The sequence below is a fragment of the Paenibacillus andongensis genome, from assembly GCF_025369935.1.
In the GTDB taxonomy this organism is placed as follows: domain Bacteria; phylum Bacillota; class Bacilli; order Paenibacillales; family NBRC-103111; genus Paenibacillus_E; species Paenibacillus_E andongensis.
Genome location: NZ_CP104467.1, coordinates 1,359,706 through 1,383,404, shown reverse-complemented (window position 1 = coordinate 1,383,404; position 23,699 = coordinate 1,359,706). Strand labels below are relative to the sequence as shown.

General features: G+C 41.7%; 20 protein-coding genes. 7 read left to right on the top strand and 13 right to left on the bottom strand.

The window, feature by feature from the left end; genetic code table 11:
- Positions 1-5: 5 nt before the first annotated feature.
- The 8 genes from NYR53_RS06315 to NYR53_RS06280 form a co-directional block, all read right to left on the bottom strand.
- Complete coding sequence (locus tag NYR53_RS06315) at positions 6-1,304, bottom strand: alpha-glucosidase/alpha-galactosidase (protein ID WP_261304411.1); 1,299 nt, start codon at positions 1,302-1,304, stop codon at positions 6-8.
- Between the two features lie 141 nt (positions 1,305-1,445).
- Positions 1,446-2,342 (bottom strand): carbohydrate ABC transporter permease, encoded by an 897-nt coding sequence (locus tag NYR53_RS06310; protein WP_261304410.1) that lies wholly within the window; start codon positions 2,340-2,342, stop codon positions 1,446-1,448.
- An 11-nt stretch (positions 2,343-2,353) separates the two neighbouring features.
- Positions 2,354-3,184 carry an ABC transporter permease gene (locus tag NYR53_RS06305; RefSeq protein ID WP_261304409.1) on the bottom strand — a complete coding sequence of 277 codons (831 nt, stop codon included), beginning with the start codon at positions 3,182-3,184 and terminating at the stop codon, positions 2,354-2,356.
- Between the two features lie 231 nt (positions 3,185-3,415).
- Positions 3,416-5,095, bottom strand: coding sequence for a type 2 periplasmic-binding domain-containing protein (locus NYR53_RS06300; RefSeq protein WP_261304408.1), 1,680 nt, complete (start codon positions 5,093-5,095; stop codon positions 3,416-3,418).
- A gap of 334 nt (positions 5,096-5,429) precedes the next feature.
- Positions 5,430-6,464 (bottom strand): LacI family DNA-binding transcriptional regulator, encoded by a 1,035-nt coding sequence (locus NYR53_RS06295; RefSeq protein ID WP_261304407.1) that lies wholly within the window; start codon positions 6,462-6,464, stop codon positions 5,430-5,432.
- A 26-nt stretch (positions 6,465-6,490) separates the two neighbouring features.
- The gene (locus NYR53_RS06290; RefSeq protein ID WP_261304406.1) at positions 6,491-8,281 is read right to left on the bottom strand and encodes a glycoside hydrolase family 36 protein; all 1,791 of its coding nucleotides are present in this window, start codon (positions 8,279-8,281) and stop codon (positions 6,491-6,493) included.
- 170 nt (positions 8,282-8,451) lie between these two features.
- Positions 8,452-9,477: a LacI family DNA-binding transcriptional regulator gene (locus tag NYR53_RS06285; RefSeq protein WP_261304405.1), complete on the bottom strand. Its 1,026-nt coding sequence runs from the start codon at positions 9,475-9,477 to the stop codon at positions 8,452-8,454.
- A gap of 149 nt (positions 9,478-9,626) precedes the next feature.
- Positions 9,627-10,004 (bottom strand): winged helix-turn-helix transcriptional regulator, encoded by a 378-nt coding sequence (locus tag NYR53_RS06280; RefSeq protein ID WP_261304404.1) that lies wholly within the window; start codon positions 10,002-10,004, stop codon positions 9,627-9,629.
- 127 nt (positions 10,005-10,131) lie between these two features.
- On the opposite strand from NYR53_RS06280, the gene NYR53_RS06275 reads away from it, so the two are divergent.
- The gene (locus tag NYR53_RS06275) at positions 10,132-11,181 is read left to right on the top strand and encodes a zinc-binding alcohol dehydrogenase family protein (RefSeq protein WP_261304403.1); all 1,050 of its coding nucleotides are present in this window, start codon (positions 10,132-10,134) and stop codon (positions 11,179-11,181) included.
- A gap of 103 nt (positions 11,182-11,284) precedes the next feature.
- Here NYR53_RS06275 and NYR53_RS06270 read toward each other — a convergent pair whose 3' ends face one another.
- On the bottom strand, positions 11,285-12,949 hold the full coding sequence (locus NYR53_RS06270; RefSeq protein ID WP_261304402.1) for a P-loop domain-containing protein: 1,665 nt from the start codon (positions 12,947-12,949) through the stop codon (positions 11,285-11,287).
- A 602-nt stretch (positions 12,950-13,551) separates the two neighbouring features.
- Positions 13,552-14,019 (bottom strand): hypothetical protein, encoded by a 468-nt coding sequence (locus tag NYR53_RS06265; protein WP_261304401.1) that lies wholly within the window; start codon positions 14,017-14,019, stop codon positions 13,552-13,554.
- Between the two features lie 772 nt (positions 14,020-14,791).
- Between NYR53_RS06265 and NYR53_RS06260 the strand changes: the two genes are divergently transcribed.
- The 6 genes from NYR53_RS06260 to NYR53_RS06240 all read left to right on the top strand — a co-directional run bounded on the left by NYR53_RS06260 (position 14,792) and on the right by NYR53_RS06240 (position 17,942).
- Positions 14,792-15,169 (top strand): hypothetical protein, encoded by a 378-nt coding sequence (locus NYR53_RS06260; protein WP_261304400.1) that lies wholly within the window; start codon positions 14,792-14,794, stop codon positions 15,167-15,169.
- The gene (locus NYR53_RS06255; RefSeq protein WP_261304399.1) at positions 15,169-15,675 is read left to right on the top strand and encodes a hypothetical protein; all 507 of its coding nucleotides are present in this window, start codon (positions 15,169-15,171) and stop codon (positions 15,673-15,675) included. Before NYR53_RS06260 ends, NYR53_RS06255 begins: the two co-directional genes overlap by 1 nt.
- A gap of 612 nt (positions 15,676-16,287) precedes the next feature.
- Complete coding sequence (locus tag NYR53_RS34400; RefSeq protein ID WP_367618662.1) at positions 16,288-16,557, top strand: cupin domain-containing protein; 270 nt, start codon at positions 16,288-16,290, stop codon at positions 16,555-16,557.
- Positions 16,558-16,810: 253 nt separating this feature from the next.
- Positions 16,811-16,903, top strand: coding sequence for a MerR family DNA-binding transcriptional regulator (locus tag NYR53_RS06250; RefSeq protein WP_261304398.1), 93 nt, complete (start codon positions 16,811-16,813; stop codon positions 16,901-16,903).
- Positions 16,891-17,184 carry a MerR family transcriptional regulator gene (locus NYR53_RS06245; protein ID WP_261304397.1) on the top strand — a complete coding sequence of 98 codons (294 nt, stop codon included), beginning with the start codon at positions 16,891-16,893 and terminating at the stop codon, positions 17,182-17,184. The genes NYR53_RS06250 and NYR53_RS06245 overlap by 13 nt, the downstream gene beginning before the upstream one ends.
- Positions 17,181-17,942, top strand: a complete 762-nt coding sequence (locus tag NYR53_RS06240; protein ID WP_261304396.1) for an SDR family oxidoreductase — start codon at positions 17,181-17,183, stop codon at positions 17,940-17,942. Before NYR53_RS06245 ends, NYR53_RS06240 begins: the two co-directional genes overlap by 4 nt.
- Positions 17,943-18,276: 334 nt before the next feature.
- Here NYR53_RS06240 and NYR53_RS06235 read toward each other — a convergent pair whose 3' ends face one another.
- The 3 genes from NYR53_RS06235 to NYR53_RS06225 form a co-directional block, all read right to left on the bottom strand.
- Entirely contained in the window at positions 18,277-18,495 is a 219-nt protein-coding gene (locus tag NYR53_RS06235) for a helix-turn-helix domain-containing protein (protein ID WP_261304395.1), read from the bottom strand.
- Between the two features lie 10 nt (positions 18,496-18,505).
- The gene (locus tag NYR53_RS06230) at positions 18,506-18,895 is read right to left on the bottom strand and encodes a DUF2975 domain-containing protein (RefSeq protein ID WP_437180165.1); all 390 of its coding nucleotides are present in this window, start codon (positions 18,893-18,895) and stop codon (positions 18,506-18,508) included.
- Between the two features lie 454 nt (positions 18,896-19,349).
- On the bottom strand, positions 19,350-23,630 hold the full coding sequence (locus tag NYR53_RS06225; protein ID WP_261304393.1) for a discoidin domain-containing protein: 4,281 nt from the start codon (positions 23,628-23,630) through the stop codon (positions 19,350-19,352).
- Between the last annotated feature and the right edge of the window lie 69 nt (positions 23,631-23,699).

Sequence of the window (23,699 nt, the reverse complement as noted above, 5' to 3'; positions counted from 1 at the left end):
TTTTTTCACTTGAAAGAAGGGAGCCAATTACCGTGTGCTTCAATGAGTTCATCGCACAGTGCAACGGTATCGTCGATAGACAGTTCAGCAGCCGTGTGCGGATCCAGTAATGCAGCATGGTAGATATGTTCTTTCTTCCCAGTCATAGCAGCCTCAATTGTAAGCAATTGAGTATTGATATTCGTTCTGTTAAGCGCAGCGCATTGAGGAGGCAAATCCCCCACATAGGTCGGATTCACGCCACTTGAATCAACTAGGCACGGCACCTCTACGCAAGCTTCCTTCGGCAGGTTGGTAATCAAACCTGTGTTCATGACGTTTCCGCCAATTTTAAACGGATTGTTCGTTTCCATCGCTTCAAAGATGTAAGACGCATATTCAAGCGTTCTGTTATGTGTCAAGTTTTTATTGCTGACAAGCTCTTCCCGCATCGTTTTCCAACGCTCGATTTGGTTTACGCAGCGGCGAGGATATTCGTCAAGCGGAATATTAAATCTGTCTACAAGTTCCGGATACTGCCGCTTGATGAAATACGGATGGTACTCCGCATTGTGCTCGGATGACTCCGTAATGTAATAGCCGAAGCGAAGCATCATTTCAAAACGAACCATATCATCATGCTTCTCTTTTTGTTTCTCACGCGCACGTTGTTTGATTTCAGGATATAAATCGACGCCATCCTTCGTGACTTCAAGCAGCCATGCCATATGATTAATGCCCGCAATTTTCCACTGCACACCGCTGTGATCCATGCCTAAATGCTCGAATATATGCGGTACACATACTTGAACGCTGTGGCACAAGCCAACCGTCTTGACGCCGCCATAGGTGTTCATGACATTGCTCAACACAGCCATCGGGTTTGTATAATTCAAAAACAAGGCATCCGGACATACTTCCTGCATGTCTTTAGCAAAATCCAGCATGACCGGAATCGTACGCAGATTGCGAAAAATCCCGCCAATTCCGATTGTGTCCGCGATCGTTTGCCTTAAGCCGTATTTCTTCGGGATTTCAAAATCAGTAATGGTACATGGATCGTATCCACCCACTTGAATCGCATTGACAACATAAGCCGCCCCACGCAATGCATCCTTACGATCGGAATAGGCTTTAACGACACACGTACTCCCCATTGTCTGTTTCAAATTATTGATAATATTTTCGGAATCCTTCAAACGCTCCGCATCGATATCAAACAGCGCCAGTTCAAATCCTTGAAGTGAAGGCGTGAGCATGCAGTCCCCTAAGACATTTTTTGCGAAAATGGTGCTTCCTGCACCTAAGAAAGTAATTTTTGACATGTTGATTTCCTCCATATATAGGGATCTTTATTCGGAGAATAAAGTCTCTCATTTTAGGGATCTTTGAGCATAGCTCAAAATCTCTCATTTTCCAGGGATCTTTATTCGGAGAATAAAGTCTCTCATTTTTTAACAACACATTTATCCCTTGACTGCCCCAAGCGTAAGCCCACCAACAAAATATTTCTGCATGATCGGATAGACGAAAAAGATCGGTAGTGTAACAATCATCGTTAATGCAGCACGCAGTGTAGTTGGCGATAAATCTCTCATCTTTTCGCTAAGTGCTAGCGGATTTCTCAACTCTTCGAACGCTTCTACTTCCAGAAGCAATCTTTTCAAGTAAATAGGCAGTGTATCCCAGTTCCCACTTGAATTGTAGATCACCGTATCCAGCCAATAATTCCAGTGGCTTACCGAACTGAAAATAGCGATCGAAGCAAATACAGGAATCGAAACCGGGACTGCAATACGGACGAATATGCCGAGCTCGCTCGCACCGTCAATTCTAGCCGATTCAAATAAGGAGTCAGGTATACTTTCCATATAAGATGCCATATACAGCATCCAAGTCGCATTAAACATGGCCGGAATCCAGTACACATTGAACGAATCCGTCAATCCGAGGCCAAGAAATACCAGATAAGTTGGAATTAAACCACCGGTAAAATAGATCGTTATAATGAAGACGACTTTCATCATCTTTCTTCCGGAGAAATGTTTGATCGTAACGATATAAGCCAAAAGTCCCGTAGAAAGCACACAGGTCAGCGTGCCGATAATTACCCGCATGATGGAAATCGACAAACTGGAAATGAGTCTCTTGTCATGAAACAGAAACTGGTATGCGCTGAACGATAATTTGCGAGGCCACAAATAGATGCCGCCTTTCAATGCATCCGTTCCGTCATTGAAAGAAAGAGCAAGCAAGTTTAAAAAGGGATATACCACAAGCAAGCCAAAAATAAGTAAAATGATTACATTTATCACATCGAATATTTTGCCGCCGAGCGATTGTTTTGAGAATGTAGTGATCATGAATGCTCCCCCTAGTAGATTGACGTATCCATCACTTTTTTCGTAAAGCGATTAGCCCCGAATACTAAACTAATTGCAATGATTGATTTAACTAATTCAATGGCGGTTGCAAAAGAATAGTTGCCGAGTTGAAGTCCATAAGTAAAGACGTACGTATCTAGGACTTCCGAATAGTCTCTGGTTTGCGAATTCCCGATCAAGAGAGGGGCCTCTAAGCCTGCCGTAAAAATACTACCCAAGCTCAGAATCCACAGTACGACAATCGTGGGGCGAATAGCGGGCAGTGTAATGTGCCACATGCTTTTGAATCTGCCGAGGCCATCCACTTTTCCTGCATCGTACTGTTCCGGGTCAACGCTTGTAATTGCGGACAGGTAAATGATCGAGTTCCATCCAACATTCTTCCACACGCCGAGTCCCGTGATAATACCCCAGTAATATTTACCGCCTTCACCCAGGAAGGCTATAGGTTGATCACTGAATCCGAAACGCAGCAAAAATTCATTAAAAACCCCTTCATTACCAAATAAGGTAAACGTAATACTGGCTATAACAACCCATGAAAGAAAATAGGGCAAGTAAGAAGTGGATTGGATAAATTTACGAAAAGACTTACTTCGAACCTCATTTAGCAGTAGAGCCAATATAATCGGCGCCGGGAATCCAAACAAAATATTCAGTCCACCGATGGCGAGCGTATTCCGCATAATCATGGGGAAATCCGGCGAAGCAAAGAACGCTTTGAAATGCAGTAGGCCTACCCATTCACTCTTGAAAATAGAAGTGCCGGGAATGTAATTCATGAAGGCTGTAATCACGCCTAGCATAGGTAAATACTGCATGATAGCGATAAAGATTAGAATGGGGATGCAAAGCATCCATATTTGACGCTCTCTATACAATCTTCTCTTAAACAGTTGAAACTTTGTCTTCTTTTTCGCTATAGAACTTGTTCTATAGTCATTAAGTTCATGCACAGTGCTCTCCATAAGTACCTCCATATCCGATTGTTTTGATTTACTGAGACAATACGGACAAAGGAAAGGAAGGAGTGACCCTTCCTTTCGTTATTGTTATTTCCACTCTTTTAATCTTCTTTGGTATTCATCGGTTTTATATTTCTCGATCTTATCCAAGCCTGCCGAATTCAGCTTTTCTTTTAGAGCTGCGTAATTGCTCCGGCTCTCTTCTTCCGTCTTGCTCATAACCGCTTTAGCCCATTGCGACTCAAGCAAATCTTTCACTTGCTTATCCGTTATTGCCAGCGGGTCATTGGCAGGAATTTTGATATCCCCAACGGTATTGTCATAAATCGTATCTTTCAAATTATCGTTCATCATCTTTTTCCATTTCGCATTATCGTTGAAGTTTTGATCAAACCAATATGCGCTCTTGCCATCATCCTTTGTAATGCCCTGGCTAGTAACCAGATTATACAAATCCATGCCAAGCAAATCACCAGCATCATAATCAAATTTGGAATCGATAATCGCTTGTTTCTGTGATTCAACAAAGCTGGCTTTCCCGTCTTTGTAGTTCCATACTGATTTGTCGGTATTCGGAACTCCCCAACCGATTAATCTTGTACCGATATCTGTCACAGAGTAGTTTAACCATTTCATAATTTCTTCCGGATTTTTGGCTTTATTCGTAATCACCGTCATACCTGTGCTTCGCGAATTCTTCCCTGACAAGTAAGCTTTATCCGCACTCGCAGCTTTTGCGCTCACTTGCATAAAACGCTTCTCTTCGTTCCAGTTAGGATCGCTCTTCTGCCAAACTTCGTGCCCTGCGTTCCAACCAATCCACCATGCGCCAATGAAGCCCATAACACGATCCGTTGACATTTTAGCTTTCATGTTCTCGTACTTGTTAATAAATGTATCTGGGTCAAGCAGGCCATCGCGATAAATCTTGTTCATGAAAAGCGTAAGCTCAAGACCTTCTGGTGTGTTAATCCAATGCGTAATCTTTCCGTCAGCGCTGATTTTATTCCCGTCTTTCAGTCCCCACATGCCAGCTAGTGTTGGAACGATCTTTTCCGTAACTGGTGCAAAACCAGAGAGCGCGTACGTCTTTTCACCTTTTTCATTCTTCGGATGCTTTTCCTGGATTTTCTTCAGTACATCATAGTATTGATCTGGCGTTTCAAACTTCGGAGTTCCAAGTTCTTTCCAGTAGTCATAACGAATATGTGCGGAGAAATCCGGGATTGGCAGTGATCCCCAATAACCTGGAAGGGCATACAATTTACCGTTCGTTAAGTATGTTTTATACAGATCACCCAATTGCGTCTTTACGTTTGGCGCTACCTTGTCGACCATTGTGCCAATTTCAAGCACTTTACCTTGTGCGACCCACTTGGCTACAGTCGCTTCGTCCATATTGGCAATCACTTCAGGATAATCGCCAGAAGCAAGCATCAAATTCAATTTATCTTCTTTCTTAGCATCAAAAGTAATTTTATTAATGTTGACGTTAAACTTCTCCAATAAGAATTTATGCATCAAATCACTATTCTTTTTGGTCTTATCTGGGTTGATCGCATCTGCATAATAGTAACTAAACTCAATCGCCTTACTAGGCACTTCCCAGCCAAACTCGTTTGTTGCGGCTTTTGCTGTTTCCACTTTTGTTTCCGTTGAAGCTTTTGGTGTTTCTGTTGCTTTGTTGTCAACCTTCTGTGTGGAGCATCCAGCAACAACACTCATCGTTAGCGCCGCAGATAATATAACTCGCAATGCCTTTTTCAAATTCGACCCCTTCTTTCATATGAATTCGTTTAAAATGATTACGCTTTCAAAACCATCTTTTAAGATTTCCTCCTTCATCTCAGCACCACATTTCTGTGATCATGCATTCTGTTGTAAGCAAGTTGTCTTTGCAAATTTGTTTGTAGATTCTCTCTACATTTTTATTTTACTAATTATCTTCTATAATTACAATAGTTTTTACTAAAATATTTTAAATATATCCTTTATAAAACGATCATATTTACTAAATTTATTATTTTCATCCAAAAATTAAATCAAAAAAATGGTAAAGCGACAGACTCATCTATTCGCTTTACCACGCTTAATCGTGCTATCATGTGTCCGCAGTGTCGGCACCACAGCTCTTTCTCGCCATAAGTTTCGTAGGAATGGTTACATGCAGCGCCAGTTCACGCCCTCTCATGCGATCAACCATTAACTTAACGGCTGTTTCCCCCATTTCTTCCATAAAAACTTTGATACTCGTTAATGGAGGAGTCACAAACGAAGCTAGTTGAATATCGTCAATACTGACAATTGCTATATCGTCAGGCACTTTATAATCAGATTCGCTCACTGCCTTAAGCGCGGCTATCGCCATAGGATCGCTGCCAATCACGAAGGCTGTGGGCACATCTTCCGCTTCCAACGCTTGTTTCATTAGCTCATATCCAACTTCGGCGCGCCAATCACCGACAAACACATAATTAGGATTGAATAAATCTGCTTCTTTCAATATGACTTCGAACTCTTTTTGCCGAGCATCCATATTGAACATTTTGCCTTCTGATGTTCGGATATAGCTGATCCCGCCAATATAACCAATCCTTCGATGACCTAGTTGAAGTAAGTGATCCAAAGCTTGCCTGGTCGCCTTGGGCAAATCGAACATCACAGAGTCAAATTCATCACTGAGCACATAATCAATAGAAACGATGTTTGGCGTACAGGTTGATTTGTTGATGATATCCATATGCACCTTTCCAATTACGAATAATCCGTCCAACAGATGGGCATCGATGTTCGGGTTAGATTCATCCATAAATCGGAACACACTGCTAATGTTAATCCCGTGCTTTACGCACTCTTTCTCGATGCCTTGCCGGATAGACAAATAAAAGGGATCCAAATATTCCATTTGCTCGGAACACCAGATCAGTAAACCAAACTTTAACTGCTGCATGTCATTTGGCTCATTTTTCTGTTTCCGCTCATTTCTGCGATAGTTCAACTTACCTGCCGTCTCCATAATTCGATGCCTTGTCTCATCGGGTACATTAAACGTCGTATCGTTGTTTAACACCCTTGAAACCGTAGCAGATGAAACTTTAGCGATTCTAGCGATATCTTTAATCGTGGCTATCATCATCACATACTCTCCATACATTTTTGACGCTATTCAGATACCGTTGCCACGCCGCAAGGGGGAATATCCAAACGATGAATGCCAGCTTTCAGTTCCAAACGTTCCTTAGTGATCAATTGACCCTTACAATCACGAACCTCAACCCATTTCGCGCCCCAATCCTCTTCAATCTCCACATATATCCGCGAGTTCAACGTGCCGTTCACGAACAAAACAAGCTCGGGATGAATGCCTTCTTGTTTGACAGTTACATCACCATAGGCGCAAACAATCCTTTTATGCCCGTTATCGGCGATGACGAATGGATAAAGAAAGTCTGGATGCTGGGGTTTCAAACGGCCGTCTAACAACACATCGCGATGCTCTCTCCAAAAAGATAGCCAATAACGCACCATTTGAAGATGCTCTTCCGGTAAGCGATCTAGCAGAACAGAAATTTGCGGAACGGAAAATAGCGTGTTAACGATCTGTAGCGCAGAGCTTTCAACCGGTTCTTGCGGATGCCACATCACCATGTCGGAATGAACAACCGTATCTCCGCTAAGTAACCGGACATCGAGCGTTCTGATTCTATTTTCGATCGCATCATTCGGACAATCCGTTGCCCTAAACATGTTCCCGTATTTTCTCATTAAAGGACCGATGTAATTTTGACGGAATTCGATCATGACATCAGGCTTAATGAGCCTCAATCTGTCAATAATATGGCTCATTAAGCAGTCTACAGCCTCAGGAATCGAGACATAGTCCATCGAGCTATCTTCTTTATAAATCGTCTCTTCAGTTCCAACGAAGCTATCTACAAAATCAAGCTTAAAGCCGTCAAGATCCCATTGATTCAGTGCTGTTTCATACAAATTAATAATGAATTCCCGTACATCCGGATAACGCGGGTCCAGAACTCCTGTTTGCAAGCCATCGATCGTCTTTAGCAATTTGTCTTTAAAGCGATCCCAATTCTTACTCCTGAATCCAACAAAAGGAACCGAATACCATAACAGATATTTCATCCCCATTTGATGTACACGATCAACATGATCTTTCATATCAGGAATTTTCTCTTCACAAACTTCCCAGTCTCCGCAATAGGCGTAGCCACGCGTGTTATCTGACGTTTGCCAGCCATCGTCGACAATGACGGCTTCGCAGCCTAATTGTTTGGCTAGCCTGCACTCTTGCTCAATTCCTTCCGAAGTAAGTTGTTGATGGAAGCTGTACCAAGTTGAATACATAGGAAGTTTGGCAGATTCAGGTACAAGTGCAGGCGTATATCCTGGTAGGGAAACCCACCATTTTTGAACATCATCCAAGCATTCATAATACGCCATTTCACGCGTGTCTAAGCGTAAAACAGCTTCGTAAACAGACATGGGTGCACTGGGTTCAAAAAATAACTTGACCCCGCAGCGGAAAGTGGCAGTCTCCTCATTGACACCTGCTGACAAGGCTACGGAATTAAGCGCATCAGAGAAAGCAAAAGTGAGTCGGTTTCTGCCCTGCACATTAAATAAACTAAACACAGGCGCTGAATACGTTGACTTGGAAACGACGCCTTCTTCCCAATCCACACGAAGTCTTTTGGAACGATATGCGCTAGGGTACCAACTGCCCTGAATATCTATGCCCGGATGATGCCAAATTAATTCGATCGTAGGCGGTTGTTGTAGCTTCTCTCCTTCTAACTTGATGTGAATAAGTTCTATCCCTTCCTGAACGTTCGTCGAAGCCATCGAGCCGCGGAACTGCTCGTTGCAGCCCGATAATTGAAAATAGTAAGGACCTACCTCTAACGTGCAATTGTTTAAAGCTTTCTCTTTCATGTTGGCTCCTCCATCCCAAAATAAATAAATTTACTAAATATTTACTCGATTTTAGCATTTATATGACATTTTCTCAATCGTTTTTTATTCCGTATTCAGTAAATTTCACTTAAACAAAAAAAGCCATCCCTCAAATCTTTATGATCTGAGAGATGACTTCATCATTCTTTTTACGATTCTATTTTTGTTCCACAGCTTTCACGAATGATCAGTTTGGTTGGAATAGTGACATGGAGCGGAACATCACGGCCGTTGAAACGGTCAACCAGCAGTTTCACAGCCGTAACCCCCATATCTTCCGTAAGCACTCTTACGGTTGTAAGAGGAGGTGACACAAATGAAGCCAAGGGAATATCATCGAAGCTTACGATGGCCATCTCGTCCGGCACTTTAATATCAGATTCCTGCAAGGCTTTGAGCGCGGCTATAGCCATTGGGTCACTACCGATCAAAAAAGCAGTTGGCCGATCATCCAATTCTAATGCTTGCTTCATCAAAAGGTAGCCCTGCTCTGTGCGCCAGTCATCCACAAACAGGTGGGCGGGATCGAACCATCCTTGTTCCCGCATGATCGCTTCGTATTCTTTTTGACGTACATCAATGTTATGAACCTTGCCCTCTAGCGTGCGAATATAGCTGATTCCGCCAATGTAGCCGATCTTTTGGTGACCAAGCTGAAAAAGGTGATCCATAGCATGTCTAGTCGCTTTGCGCAGATCGAACATAACGGAGTCGTATTCGTCATCTAACACATAATCAATTGAAACAATATGCGGGATCTGAGTCGATTGTCTCAGCAAATCTATATGCACTTTGCCGATGACGATTAAGCCATCTAACTCCTCAGCGATATTCATATCGAAGTCATCCATGAACATCACCTTGTTAACGGTAATACCTTGCTTTGCACATTCTTTGCCGATTCCTTGACGAATAAACATGAAATACGGATCAGAGGACTCCAACTGTTCTGAGCCCCAGATCACTAATCCGATGTTATGTTTTTTTTCAGCTTCTGTATCAAGGTTCTTATTTGCACGTGATTTCGTTTTTTTATAGTCCAGTTGCTTTGCAACTTCAATAATTCGCTGCCGGGTTTCCTCTGCAACTTGCAAAGTCATGTCGTTATTTAGAACGCGTGAAACTGTGGCACTCGAAACTTGCGCTTTATTCGCGATATCCTTAATCGTTACCATGCTATCACATTCTTTCGCCATTTAAATAAACAGATATTTACTAAACATTCTACAGACTAATGAGAGCAATGGCAATAATTTGACATTCCAAAAAAAACTGTGGGTTTCATCATTATAAGTTATCAGATAAACTTTCCCATTTTGAACATTCAAGCATCTTCCTCTTGTGGCGTTCTAATTTCGTTAAGTCTGATTTTATAAATCTCTCCCCATTCTTTCATAGATACTATGATCGGTTCTAACGTCTTTCCAAAATCAGTAAGTGAGTATTCCACTCTGGGAGGTACTTCTTTATAAACTTCTCTATGAATGATCCCATCCCGTTCAAGCTCCCGTAACTGCAATGTAAGCATAAACTGGGTAATACCCGGATTGAGACGCCGAAATTCATTAAATCTTTTCGTTCCGTCAATGAGATGATAGAGAATGATCCCTTTCCATTTACCCCCGATGACATCCAGCGTTGTCTCCACAGGACATCCTGCCATGTTTGGACTAGCACCGTATTTGTTTCTTCGATCTCCCATTACCTATCTCCCTCCAATGGTATGATTTTTAATACTATATACGAAAATTATGCGTACTTCCTAAAAGTAAGTATACAACATATAATTCAAACGTACGATATACCAACTTGAAAGGAAGAAGAAAAATATGAGTAATCACCAAAAAATGAAAGCAGTCGGCGCTTACCGATATCTCCCTATATCCGACCCTGAGAGCCTTGTTGATCTGTATATTGAAAAACCAGTTCCTACAGGACGCGATCTACTAATAGCAGTGAAAGCCATTTCTGTCAACCCTGCCGATTTGGGCGTGCGTGAGAAAAACAACTATGAAGAAGAATCACCCAAAATTCTTGGTTGGGATGCAGCTGGGATCGTGGAACAAGTTGGACCTGAATGTCAGTTGTTTAAACCTGGAGATGAGATCTATTATGCGGGGAGTGTGGCTCGACCAGGGGCTAATAGTGAATTTCACTTGGTAGATGAACAAATTGTAGGAAACAAACCGAAGAGTTTGGATTTCGCACAGGCAGCCGCATTACCGCTTACCTCGATTACTGCCTGGGAGGGTTTATTTGATCGTTTAGGAATCCATCGTAACGTAGAAGAGAACAAAAATAAGAGCATACTCATTATCGGTGCGGCAGGCGGAGTAGGGTCGATTGCTACTCAACTTGCTAAATTAGCAGGTCTAACTGTAATTGGTACTGCTTCACGCCCAGAGTCCATCCAGTGGGCCAAAAACCAAGGAGCCGATTTTACAATCAACCACAATAACCATTTTGCCTCACAACTCAAAAATGTTGGATTTGAGACTGTCGATTATATATTTTGCTTAAATGACACAGTACAACATTTTGCGAATATGGCAGAGGTCATAGCCCCACAAGGTAAGATTTGTTCAATCGTTCCTGCAGATAAGGCTTCTTGGACGGGAAGCTTGGATATGGACCTGCTGTTTGCTAAAAGTGTGACGTTTGTATGGGAGCTTATGTTTACCCGGTCATTGTTCCATACCAAAGATATCATCAAACAACACGAGCTGCTGAATGAACTAGCCGACTTCATCGATAATGGTAAATTAAAAACCACTTTAACTGAACGCCTAGAACCAATTAATGCAAAAAACCTACGTACCGTGCATGAAAAAATGGAAACAGGTAGATCGATAGGTAAGATTGTGTTGGAAAAATTCTAACGCTATTCCAGGAAACTGCCGATTAGCTGAGAAGGCTGCCGTTCATTGCATCGGCAGCCTTCTTCTATAAGTTATTAATTGCAGCATCTTATTTATGTCCTAATTAGAGGTGTTCAGAAGGCTCAAGCTGAATAAAATTCAAATGTTTCATTCGGTTTATGACAGATAATACTTCATTAATTCTTGGTAATTCAAGCCATCTTTCGAAACCAGGAAAAAAGGAAGAAAATACAATATCCACTCCTTCTCTCTCCATATCTTCGAGAGCTTTTTTGATCTTTTCATGAAGAAAGATGAGGCGATCCTGATTACTTATAGCGATTTTTCGAAGTAAAAAGGCAATAGCTGCAAGCTGGGCGTGTGATGTGATATTGTAAAGCCCTCTGATATCAATTTGTTCATCACCTATCATGATGTATCCCATGGTTGAAACCATCAGCTTTTCTGTACCACTGCCCTGTGGATAGCTCGAAAAGTGATCGGTGGTTATGTTTCTTTCTATCTCCCATTTTGTAAAGGGGATACGTTCGCATGGTTTGTCGTGTTCACATAATTTTTTTGCTTCCTGGGTTACGTTTTTTGGCACAAAATTGTCCATCAGGATGATTTGATCGGCAACGGATAAAAATTCACCGCTACCTCCAATAACAAGAACGGAAGATACGTGGGCAGCCTCATAAAGCTCCCTGACACGTTCCGTAAAAGGTGTAATGGGTTCATGCTTGATTAATGAACGCATTTTGATGTCTTGAATCATAAAATTCGTCGCACTTCTGTCTTCATCAATCAGAAGAAGCTTACACCCGAAGTTGATTGCCTCCATAATATTTGCGGCTTGAGATGTGGAACCTGAGGCGTAGTCAGTCGAAAACTGTTCAGCCGAACTATTGGGTATCCATTTTATGAAAGGCGTAATATTGATATTTTTTATGGAACGGCCTTCTTCTGCAGATATTTCCATTGCACTTTGATCTGTAATCACAAATTCTCGTCCGTCGCCTATGCTGTGATTGTAAATCCCCGAATTTAGCGCATCCAGCAATGTGCTTTTACCCGAATAACCACCGCCGGTGATGACTGTCACACCATGTTTGATTCCCATTCCTCGCAAACCACAAATTTCAACTTCAACATCTTCCGGGGATGTAAAAGGCAAGGCGCCCTCCAGTGGCCCGCTGTTATCTTTATTTCTTGGCAAAATGCTGCCATTCGCAATAAACGCACAATATCTACTTGCTTTCAGCCATTCGCGAATCATATTTTGTTTTTTTACCAATTCATAGGCAGCATTTAATTTGATGAGATCAAACTTGGCAATTAACTCCTCCACTTCTTTTGGAAGCATTTTGCAGAGCATACGCATAGCTTTATCATTATTCTTGAATGGAAGTTGAACTGTAATCATTAAGCATAAATACCATTTTTCCGAGATTACTTCGACAAAGGATGCATTACGCTGCAACACCACATTGGTTGGACGAAAACAATAAAAAGCACCATTTTCTTTATCAGAACGTGACCGGTTATAAATCAATTTATTTAATGCCTCAATATGATCAACCCATTCTCTTAATGCAAAATCTGAGAGAACAACTTGATCCCTATTTTCATCTAAGCCGAGACGGTCAAAAGGTATTTTTATGGTGATACATGGTTTATCCAGTGTGAGTTTATGTGTCCGTTCAATGTAATAGGCAACATCATTATTCCAATAGGTTGGGTCACTTATCGTCCCCCCTTGATCATAGTATGAACCTTCATAAATCAAACTGTAAGATGACTGTCCGGATTGTAATGAGCGAAAATATTGAGCGAGTCTTTTAATAAAGCATCATCCTTTCATATTTGGAAAGCGGTGAAATAAAACCACTATTGTTGCCTTGACCAACCTTTGTCCTAAAAAAATAACAGCCACTCTGTAAGTGGCTGTCATAGACCGGCAAGAAAGCTTAAACGTTCCTTCTGCCAAAATATAAAAGCTCTGAGAGTGAATCCTGCCCTCAGAGCATAATGTATTCGTAAAAGAATAACTAAAAAGCAACATGAGGATAAGACGTATATTTTTTTGCTTTCATTGTCCTCACCTCGTTACGATTTATTTTTACAGCAACGCAATCATAACATTAAGATCATCTGCAATATAGGGAAAGATTAATTATAATTAACTCAAACCCTGAAATAGGTAAAAAATGCCCCCATAGAATGAAAACACAGGACACGATAAATAAGTTATATTAAGAATTTTTGCCCGGCCCTCGGTTGAGAAAACGGCAGCCATAATTCAGCTGCCGTTTATTCGTATTGAGCTATAGTTCTGCGTTAGCGGAATGAACTTGAATTTTCTCTTTATATGATTCAACTTGATTATTTTCACCATTTATAATTTTTTTCTATCTTAACTATCCATTTATAATACCCTAACAAGATTAACAGTAGGATAGGATTTAATAATACCGAATACCACAATCTCCACCACCCGTAGTGAAGATATCCCCAAGGTTCAGGCAGCAACGTAATTAACTCATACATGGCGGTACCTATGCCCCAATAGATAAAGTAAAATGTTTGTACTCTTAATGGACTTTTGAACGGATACCAATTTAAAAATATCATGTTAACGGGAGGAAGCAGTGCAAGATGCGCAGGCACACCCTTCCAGTCAATGTCTTTGGTAAAATACCAGTAAGCATGAAATTTAAAATCAACAAAAGAATCGAATGTACCTTGAAAAATCGATGTAAATGTCCATATATGAACAATTTGGTTTGCTGTCAACCTCTTATTGGTTGTAAAGGCAATAAGATTAAAACCGACAATTGCGATAATAAGTCCGATCATAATATTTCCTTTTTCCCTTTATCATGCCCGGATATTAATTAAATGTATTCTTTTCTCAACTTTTCTGCAGTCAGTTGAGAAAGGCAGCCGATCACCGACAGTCCTGTCTTCGCGGCTTTGTTGTTTAAACTATGTTCTGCGTTAGCTTAATGAATGTAGGCTACTTATTTCTCTTATCTTTCTTCCAAATCAAAGATACAGTGAAAGCAACCACATACCCTGCAACCTTAAAAAGTACCTCTAATATCTCCCTCATCCAATCATCCCCTTGATAAAATTATACTCACAAATTAATTAGGGATGCCTTTCATCGGAATTATCCAGCCCGTTATTTCAGCAATAGCTTAGTCGTGTGTGGAATCAGAAGTAATTTCTTCTAAGACAGCAATAGCCTTTGATTTCGATAAGTTTATGTACTCGATAATGTCACTAAACTTATAGACTTTAAGTTCGCAATCCTTATTTTTTTCTATAATTTCAAAATCTACGTACAGCTGTGAGGTTGGAGTCATTGCTACTCATGGACTAGGCTCTATACAACCCAATATTTAGTGAGAATATTACCACGACATATGTTAAAACGTCATTACACAGTTTTTCAAATGCATAATCCGAATGTATATGGGGAAAATCAGAAGACAAATATCTACACGGAAGGGAAGATATCTTAAAATTGGTAGTCGTCATTTTTTTCATGTTCGCTTGGTTCTCTATCCTTCTCCAGATTACTCTCTCGGATAAGTTGCCTTTGTTTGTCAACTTCCTTCTGTTTATGGCAATTGAAATTATACTAACAAACAAACTGACCATTATCAGCTTCAATTTAAAGCTATTCCAAATCAACACAAAAAGTATCCCCCACTTCTTAGCCATGATCCTCCACAATGACTTCACCGTTACTTTCGTCCTACTAACCTTTGCCAACGTATTCCTAACTACCTCCAAAGCCGGCATCCGTTGGGGAATCTCGGTCTATACGTTTCTCTTCCAAATGTTCATCGGATCGATGCTCCGATGGAACCATGTGCTTACCGATAGTGGCTGGAATTTCAAAAGGGAGTCAATAATGATCATAGTTGTAATGATGTATACTTTGCTATTAGGGCGTCTTTTTCAACGAATGGCATCAAAGGAAGGGTGGATACGTTGATGGAAAATATCGTTTATGATAATCATTTTAATGAGAATGAGTGGTTCGTCATCGGGATAATTGTACTTAGTTTATTGCCGATATGTTTTTTTCCCCGTCGATTTTCGCCCGCCCAAATAACCTTTAATATGCTAATTGGCATCGCATTCGGACTCGTTTTCGATCATACAATCGAGATACCGCCTTTTGACCTTTATGATTTAGGAGACCAATCGAAATTTGAGTTGTTTGACTTGTTCTCTTATATAATGTATGCGCCATCCGGATATTGGTTTATTTATTGGTATGAACGCGCACGGATGTTCGAAATAATGACGATTACTTATATTCTCTTTTGGGTGGGAATGGCAGTCGGGCTCGAATGGTTAGGCGTAAAGACTGGAGAATTCCATTACAAAAACGGCTATCAATTGTTTTACTCCTACCCCATTTACTTATTTCTGATGAGTATTCATCTTTTACTGTATCGTACGGCATTCTCATCGGATCGATATCAGAGGAAATAGTAGCATTAAATCATAAAAAAAACGATTTTATTAAAAATGCCCCTAGCACAATCCTCTAGGGGCATATTTATAATTATATAAAGACCACTCCGACTACCTCACTATCTAATTGGTTGCGCCTCATTAAAGTTGCTTCAAAATCTCATTTCATTCATCATATTGGAATATAAAAAAAGAGACTAACAATATGTCGACAAAATTATTAGTTCTTTCTTGACCTTTTTGCCGAGTAAATTTGTATACTGAGACTGTTGTGTTCCATCTCTTCTGGAAGGAAGCCCGCCCAAAGCAAATCCCTGAATAACCCCAAACACTAGCATAGATTCATATATCTTGCTAAATGCAGTCAGAATGGAAACGGCAGTTCATAACTATATCACTATGCGTGGCGTTGGCGACCCCTTTGCGGTCCGGACAGGCCAGAAGTATCGTCGCCGATTGAAAAGCCGCTTGCGCGGAACCGAAGCCGATACCAGGACGCCGATCAATCCGGTCGAGAGGCTCAGGACAATCAATGCACAAATTGTAATGATAAGTGAAGGCACAATGACAACCATCTCGCCGTAGCGATCAACTACCCCGCCCCCACACGTTCATCACGCTCATGAGGAAATCTTTTATGTTCTCGATGGAGAACTTGAATTTTTCGTAGATGACAGTGCGGTAAGACTAACAAGAGGAGACACGATCATTGTCCCAATTGGCGTTGCTCATACGTTTCGCAATCCGACCGACACACCTGCCCGTTTCCTCACCACACTCACTCCGTACCAGTACGTGCACTATTTTGAGGACATCGCTGAGTTGGTCAAGCAAGGAAATCTCAATCCCAAAACAATCGGTGAGGCAATGAAAAAGTACAATACGGAAGTTGTACGTTGAAAATCATGTGTGAAACTTGATTGCTCCGCTTCACACCAAATATTGCAACCAGTAGAGTCATTCACGAGGTGCTGTTTCTTCCTTCACCTTGACCTCATCTTCCACAGTGAATTCGCCCTACTTGTGATACGCTTCACCGCGCTGCCTGTAACGGCAAGTTCCCTCATGAAACTTCCCTGTTGACTTAAACCATAGTTTAAGTCTTATGATTAGTCATGTCGACAATCAAATGTAAGAACTTGGAGGCCTCCAAATGAAGTATTATTCCATCGGCGAAGCTTCAGCCAAATACAATATTCCAGAATCAACATTGCGTTATTATGAAAAAAAAGAATGCTGCCGCTAATCGAGCGTGATGATGCGGGCAGGCGCTTATTTTCGGAACGTCAAATGGCGCTCCTTCAAGCTATTATTTGCTTAAAAAACACGCACATGCCAATAAGCAGCATTCGGCAGTATATGGAATGGATCGTGGAAGGAGAAGCCACTATTGAAAGCCGGCTTGACATGATGAAGAAACATAAGCAAAGAGTGCTGGATGAGATTGCATTGTTGACCGAATACTTGCCGGGAATTGATGCAAAAATTGATCGCTATATCAAACAAATTGAGGAGGAACGACCGTGAAGCTTATAGGAAATACAATCCTGATTACCGGAGGAGGCTCTGGAATCGGGCTGGCGTTTGCAGAAAGATTTATAAAAGCCGGGAATAAAGTAATTGTTTGCGGCCGACGCGAAAATGTACTTCAACAGGCGAAAGATAAAGTTCCCAATCTTATCACTCATGTATGCGATTTGGAAATGGAATCCGAGCGGGTAGCGTTGTTTGACTGGGTAGCTGCGAACTTTCCGGACGTGAACGTGTTGGTGAATAATGCCGGCATTCAGCTGCGCTATAATGTGCTTAAAGCGGATGCGAGAGACAATTGGAGCTATTTCAGTAAAGAAATTACTACGAATCTTGAAGCCCCTTGCCATCTGTCCATGCTCTTCGCTCCTTATTTTGCAGCAAAAGAAACAGCGGCGATCATTAACGTCACATCCGGACTGGCGTTTACACCGTTTGCTATTGCTCCGATTTATTCAGCAACCAAAGCAGCGCTTCATTCATTCACCATAAGCCTAAGACACCAGCTTTCCGAAACAGCTGTCAAAGTCATTGAAGTTGCTCCTCCAGCGGTAAATACATATTTAGGAGGGGCAGGATTGCATACGCAAGGAGAACCGCTAGATGCTTTCTCGGATGGGATTTTCAACGATTTAGCTGAGGATAAAATGGAAATCGGCTATGGTACTTCTGTGGCCCGCTTACGCATGTCCCGAGACGAAATAGACGTATACGCGGAAAAGCTGTATCAGGCAACGAAAAACCTAATTGAATGACCACAACAAAATGAAAAAGGGTCTTCAATTACGCAGGTGCCGGAAAAATCGATTTACAGTTGCTTTGACTTAACATTGACATATGAAGAACAAAACTCGCCGCATTAACGGCGAGTTTCTTTATTGCTGAAAAATGTGCCTAAAATCTTGCCGGTACCTATGGTACGGTTCACCGTAATGTATCTAAGCACAAAGTACAATTTGACCATAATATCTACATCAGTATATAAAGTGAAAACCACTCCTGACAATGGAGTTGGTTTCTTTGAATAGAACTTCTCTTTTATTACACTATCGTTTTCCGTTTAGAGTTAAATAAATTAGTTGTCTGTTTTTATTGAGTGTCTTCGTCGCTTTTGTACTCCAAAATATCACCTGGCTGACAATCCAAAGTCTTACATATCGCTTCTAATGTTGAAAAACGAACCGCTTTTGCTTTCCCATTTTTCAGAATGGAAATATTGGCCATAGTAATTCCAACCCTCTCCGCAAGCTCCGTTACACTCATTTTTCGTTTTGCTAACATCACATCAATATTAATAATAATTGTCATATCCTCCACCTCAGACCGTCAAATCATTTTCTGATTTTATGTTAATGGCTTCTTGTAGAAGCCGTTGGAGGATAGCAGCAAAAACGGCGATAACCAACGAAGCAAAAATGATGATGAGTCCCATTAATCCAATAGGAGGGTCAACTTTCTTCGCTATAAAACGAAAGAGTGGCAAACCTAATACATACAAACCACTGATTGTAATCGCACAGCACTTTATGTTCTTTAACGCCTTTACAGATAATTCCGAGAACGCTGTGTTCTTGTCAATGTACCGTAAAAGATTGAAAGCCTGATAGAGAGCAAAGTAAAAAGGCACGGCCGCTCCATACATAACGATGAAAACGAGATATTTCATTGTGGCAATATTTGGATACAAATTTGCTGCGAAATTCGCCATATGGGGCACTAAAAATATACATAAAGCAAGAACCGGTAGTCCTATAATAATAAGAGCTATTTTTAAAAACAATGTAGTGACTTCTCTCAAAATAAACACCTCACATTTTTATTTCATTTTTTTCTAGGAAATTTTTCATTGGTTTTTGAAGAACACTTACAAAAGTTGCAACGGTACTTGTCACTAAAATACCCATTAATGACTTTAACATATTATTTATCGTTTTACAATAAATTAATTTCGTTTTTAAACATATCATTATTGTTATTTTCATTCCTTTTTAATTTTGACAAAAATAAAAAGCATTTCTCATTACAAAGAAATGCTCTTACTTTAAATTGTTAAATTCACAACTTATTCAATGTTCATGATGAAGAGCCCCTTTCTCGATTTATCGGAAAGAGGCTCTTATCACTTCTAAATAAACTTTCGATGGGTGTTCTTATTGGCTTTCTTAATCCTGATCCTGATCGCTTTCGTTCCCTAACCAGGTTTGGATTAAGGAGTTTGCATCGGCCACTAAAGCTCTTTGTGCACCTTCGGAAATAAACTCCTTCTTGGACGATTTATTTATTTTCTTCACAAAATCTTTCATCGCTTCGGCGGCATTTTTAAACTTGTCTTTATTGGCATGCTTCTGGGCATTCTTCAAACTCTCAGAAAGCTTATCCTTGAGCGATCCGCTTAAATCACTGGAAGTATAATAATATTCCAGCAGCCGCTCCATCGAAGCGACACTTGTTGTGACTACAATAGGAGTCATCGCTTGCGATACGTTGCCAGCCTGATCCGACACTGCAATTTGAATCATTCGTGTTCCCAACTGGCCAGCCAAATGCAGCGACATGCCGGGTAAATACGGCTTACCGTCCACGGTGATCGTTTGCTTGACAACGCCAGATAAATTATCGGATGCGTGCAAATCTAGTGCAATCGACTCGCTGTCCTGAAATTCGGCCCCTTCTGAGAGAGGAGCGCCATTCACGGTTACAGCCAGGGTGGGTGCCGTTTGATCGACTTTTAGCACGATGGACTTCACAGCCTCAACATTGCCGGCTTTATCTACGGATCGATATTGAAGCTCGTATGTTCCGTCTGTTCTAAGGTTGATCGGGTTCGTAAATGCCTGCCAGTTTACCCCAGCGTTCAAGCTATACTCCGTCCTAGTGATTTCGGAATTTTCATCTTGGGCGGACAAAGTTACGGTCACAGGATGGATATGCCATCCTTGCTGTCCGTCCGGCTCAGCAGGCGATAGGGATACCGTTGTCACCGGAAGCGTTGTATCAGATTCCTGGTCTATTGATTCCTTCAACAGAGTAATCAACTGCTGAAGCGGACTAATCGAACTTTCGTAGGCATAAGGGAAATGGATTAACCAATCTTGCAATTGGCTTCTCAGACTACTGTCTCCTTTTCCCGTTTCAAGCAAGCTTTCGGCCTTTTTGATCAATTCCAAGTAGCTGCCCAAAAGGCCCGGTCCATACACTTCAAATTCAAAAATGGAATACCCGTATTGCGTACCTCGCTCGATTCCTTGGAACTTCACATATCTAGCCTTTACGGTGTCAAACATAATCGTCTCCACACCGCCATGACCGACTATCGTCCCATCGTTAGGCCTTACATTCGTCCAATGTTCGCCATCTCCGGAAACGAATATTTTATACGTCTTGGCAAAGGCGGGTTCCCATTTGATCACGACGCTGTTGATATCTTGTTGTCCGCCAAGATCCACTGAGAACCAAGTATTGTCCGTATACTCACTCGCCCATCTCGTACCCATATTCCCATCCACAGCCTGATCCGCAGATAAATGAGGAGCCTCTGGAGCCGATGATTCCGCGTGCTTGTTTAGTGCCAAATTCATACCGTCAAAACTTGTAACCCTATTCAAAACAATCAAATTATCGATGACACCTTTAAAAGAATGCGTTGCACTGCCAATTTGTTCAATCGGCAGCACCATCGTATCTATACGTGGTGACGAACCGTTTGTTACCCATAATTTTTCAACGTACTCATTTCCATTCACATAAAGAGATACGCCTTTATTGTCTCCTGTCAGCAGCAAGTGAGTCCATTGCCCTGCCGGAACTTTGTATTGAAAGGAACTATGATAGTGCTCTTTGGTAAATCCTAATTGCCCGCTATTTCCTTGCTTTAGCTTCAATTGACCGACAGGCGATTCCATAAGCACCGCGTCATCCGGGTTGTCGGCATCCGGTTTGACCCACATGGAAACGGTCCATCCGAACCCTAAGGACTGCAATGGCGTTTGGATGTAGCTCTCTCCCCCGCCGAATCGCATGCCCTTTCCATATTTTCCATCTGTGATCGTTACGTTCTTACCAATCCCATCGTAGCCGTTCCCTGAAGAATCAGCAAAGCCGTTTTCAAAAAGGTACTTGATCACATTTCCATCTTGATTTTTTACTTGAAGCTTATGGGAGACGTTGGCATTCGGTGCTTCTCCGACCAGAGATGCCGCGTTTGCATAGGAATTATAGTCGCTGTCTTCTCTTTTTCCCGTCCACATCTTTTCGGATAACACCTGCATGGCAGGAAACATTCTGTCATGGGAATCGTCCATGGATAATCCGCTTGCATCCGAGATATCATTCCATAACGCAAGCATTGCGCCTTTTAGCTTTGGATGTCCAAATGGCAAAGTCGTATTTGAAAATACATTCGGTTCCCAATTATTATACATAAATTTAGTGTCCATATAGTCTTTGTACAGCCTTGGTACAAGATACATGTAACTGTTCTCCGTGTTAAGAATATCGTATCCAAGATCGATCGCTTGCCTGGCGTCTCCGTAAGGCACATGCCAAATATCCATCGTTGCATGGTTGCTAACTGGAGTTACGCCGCCATATTCCGTCATTCCACCCCATATATGCGGATGTTTGCCTTTGCTGTTCATATGGTTGATCAGCGTATCCATGTACCCGCGAAATACCTCTTTATCACTTCCCCAATATTCGTCCGTACCGATATGGACATCGGGACCGATAAAGGTTGGGTTGTTGCCATCCAAATATTCATCGAACAGACTTTTTACAAAATCTACGGTTTTGGGCTTTGTAATATCCAGATGAGGCCCTGTTCCCAAAGTCGGATCGAAAGCGGTAAACGCCCTCGAATGTCCCGGCGTATCAATTTCCGGTATGACATTAACGCCGTAATCCATGCCAAGCTGTTGAAGGCTTCTAAACTCGTCCTTCGTGTAAGATCCGGTTTTGCTTGTAAGTCCGGGGTAAGCCGTACTCTGCAAACGAAATGCACTTAGCGCACCATCTTCGAACGGAGTCCCCACATCGTCATTCAAATGAATTTGGAATTGGTTCATCTTGTACCAGGACAACAACTTGACATAGTCTCTCAAGAAATCGATTGTATAGAACTTTCTGGCGACGTCGATCATGAGTCCGCGTGTTTCATATTTGGGATAATCCCTTGCTGTTCCTTTCGGGATCCGGACATGATTTCCGTCTTGCTTCAAGATTTGAAGAGCGGATCTCGTCCCGAAGAATACGCCCGTCACGTCAAGCGATGTAATCGATACATAATCGTTCACATCAAAGAGATAACCTTCTTTTCCAAGCCAAGTTAATGTATCGTCTATGGACAAATAAATGTCTCCCGATTGCGGAGCACCATAAACAATTTCCAGATCGAACTTGCCAATATCCTTCAAATCTTCCTTTGTTTGCTCCGCCGACTTTTGCAAGACCGCTTTATATGCCGGATTTACAACGATTCTCGAAGTATTTGTCAGGGTATAATACCCGCTTCCGCCATACCATTCTCTCAGTGACGGTATGACCATTGGCTCCTTGTTCAGGTCATTTGTTTGCGTATATTGGCCGGGAACCGTGACGAGCACGCTACCGGAAATGCCCTTCTCATCAGGATTGTTCACCTTTTCAACTTGGAAAAGGAGATTCACTTTAGCATCAACGAGCGGCGAGTGGATTTTGCCTGCTTTATCGATGACAGGCAATTTGTCGCTGCCATATACAGAGACCTTATAATCTTGGGGTACATTCGGCATAACGATCTCCGTTTGACCCTTAGCGATTGGCGATATTTGTGTAATGCCTTTCACGATTTTAGGCAAATCGCCGGCATTATACACCTCGAATTCGAAGAAGGAATACCCGTAAAAGATTCCATCTACCGGAGCCCTTTGTACACCTTGAAATTTAACATATCTGGTTTTGACATCATCAAAATCGGTGGTTTCCGTCCCTCCTTTGCACACAATTTCGGTGTCGCCCAGTACATTGGACCAATTAACCGCATCGTTTGAAACCAATAATTTATACTTGCTGGCGGCGGTCTGCCATTTAATGACCACCCGGTTTATGACGAATTCTTCTCCAAGGTCCACATAGAACCATTGATCGTCTTTTAATGCGGATGACCATCTTGTACTTCCAAGGCCATCAACGGCATTCGTCGGACCAAGCCAGTCCACTTCATTCCCTGAAGCATATACCGCTTTATGTACCGACAAATTAATACCGATGTTGGCACTCCCTTCAGATAGCGAGACGCTGCCTCCGTAAACGGATTCATTTACAGACTGGGTAATTGGAAGCTTTTGGGAAACGATGTCCGTTAGTCCCTCAGCAGCAGCAACATGAACCTGCATCGAGAGTGCAGGATAAAGCAGTGTAAATAGAAGCATCAGCAACAACAAAATAGGAATGAATTTCCTTTTCATTTTTTCCTCCTTGATAAACATCTTGAACTTCAAATTATGTTTGATTATCGATCGAAGAACGATACAGGT

Excerpts from the sequence above, each read along its gene's own strand:
- NYR53_RS06305 (WP_261304409.1), bottom strand. The coding sequence starts at position 3,184 with ATGCAGTATTTACCTATGCTAGGCGTGATTACAGCCTTCATGAATTAC.
- NYR53_RS06310 (WP_261304410.1), bottom strand. The coding sequence starts at position 2,342 with ATGATCACTACATTCTCAAAACAATCGCTCGGCGGCAAAATATTCGAT.
- NYR53_RS06265 (WP_261304401.1), bottom strand. The coding sequence starts at position 14,019 with ATGATCGGACTTATTATCGCAATTGTCGGTTTTAATCTTATTGCCTTT.
- NYR53_RS06230 (WP_437180165.1), bottom strand. The coding sequence starts at position 18,895 with ATGGCGAATTTCGCAGCAAATTTGTATCCAAATATTGCCACAATGAAA.
- NYR53_RS06285 (WP_261304405.1), bottom strand. The coding sequence starts at position 9,477 with ATGGTAACGATTAAGGATATCGCGAATAAAGCGCAAGTTTCGAGTGCC.
- NYR53_RS06235 (WP_261304395.1), bottom strand. The coding sequence starts at position 18,495 with ATGACAATTATTATTAATATTGATGTGATGTTAGCAAAACGAAAAATG.
- NYR53_RS06260 (WP_261304400.1), top strand. The coding sequence starts at position 14,792 with ATGGCAATTGAAATTATACTAACAAACAAACTGACCATTATCAGCTTC.
- NYR53_RS06245 (WP_261304397.1), top strand. The coding sequence starts at position 16,891 with ATGCTGCCGCTAATCGAGCGTGATGATGCGGGCAGGCGCTTATTTTCG.
- NYR53_RS06225 (WP_261304393.1), bottom strand. The coding sequence starts at position 23,630 with ATGAAAAGGAAATTCATTCCTATTTTGTTGTTGCTGATGCTTCTATTT.
- NYR53_RS06280 (WP_261304404.1), bottom strand. The coding sequence starts at position 10,004 with ATGGGAGATCGAAGAAACAAATACGGTGCTAGTCCAAACATGGCAGGA.
- NYR53_RS06255 (WP_261304399.1), top strand. The coding sequence starts at position 15,169 with ATGGAAAATATCGTTTATGATAATCATTTTAATGAGAATGAGTGGTTC.
- NYR53_RS06315 (WP_261304411.1), bottom strand. The coding sequence starts at position 1,304 with ATGTCAAAAATTACTTTCTTAGGTGCAGGAAGCACCATTTTCGCAAAA.
- NYR53_RS06295 (WP_261304407.1), bottom strand. The coding sequence starts at position 6,464 with ATGATGATAGCCACGATTAAAGATATCGCTAGAATCGCTAAAGTTTCA.
- NYR53_RS06275 (WP_261304403.1), top strand. The coding sequence starts at position 10,132 with ATGAGTAATCACCAAAAAATGAAAGCAGTCGGCGCTTACCGATATCTC.
- NYR53_RS06250 (WP_261304398.1), top strand. The coding sequence starts at position 16,811 with ATGAAGTATTATTCCATCGGCGAAGCTTCAGCCAAATACAATATTCCA.
- NYR53_RS06290 (WP_261304406.1), bottom strand. The coding sequence starts at position 8,281 with ATGAAAGAGAAAGCTTTAAACAATTGCACGTTAGAGGTAGGTCCTTAC.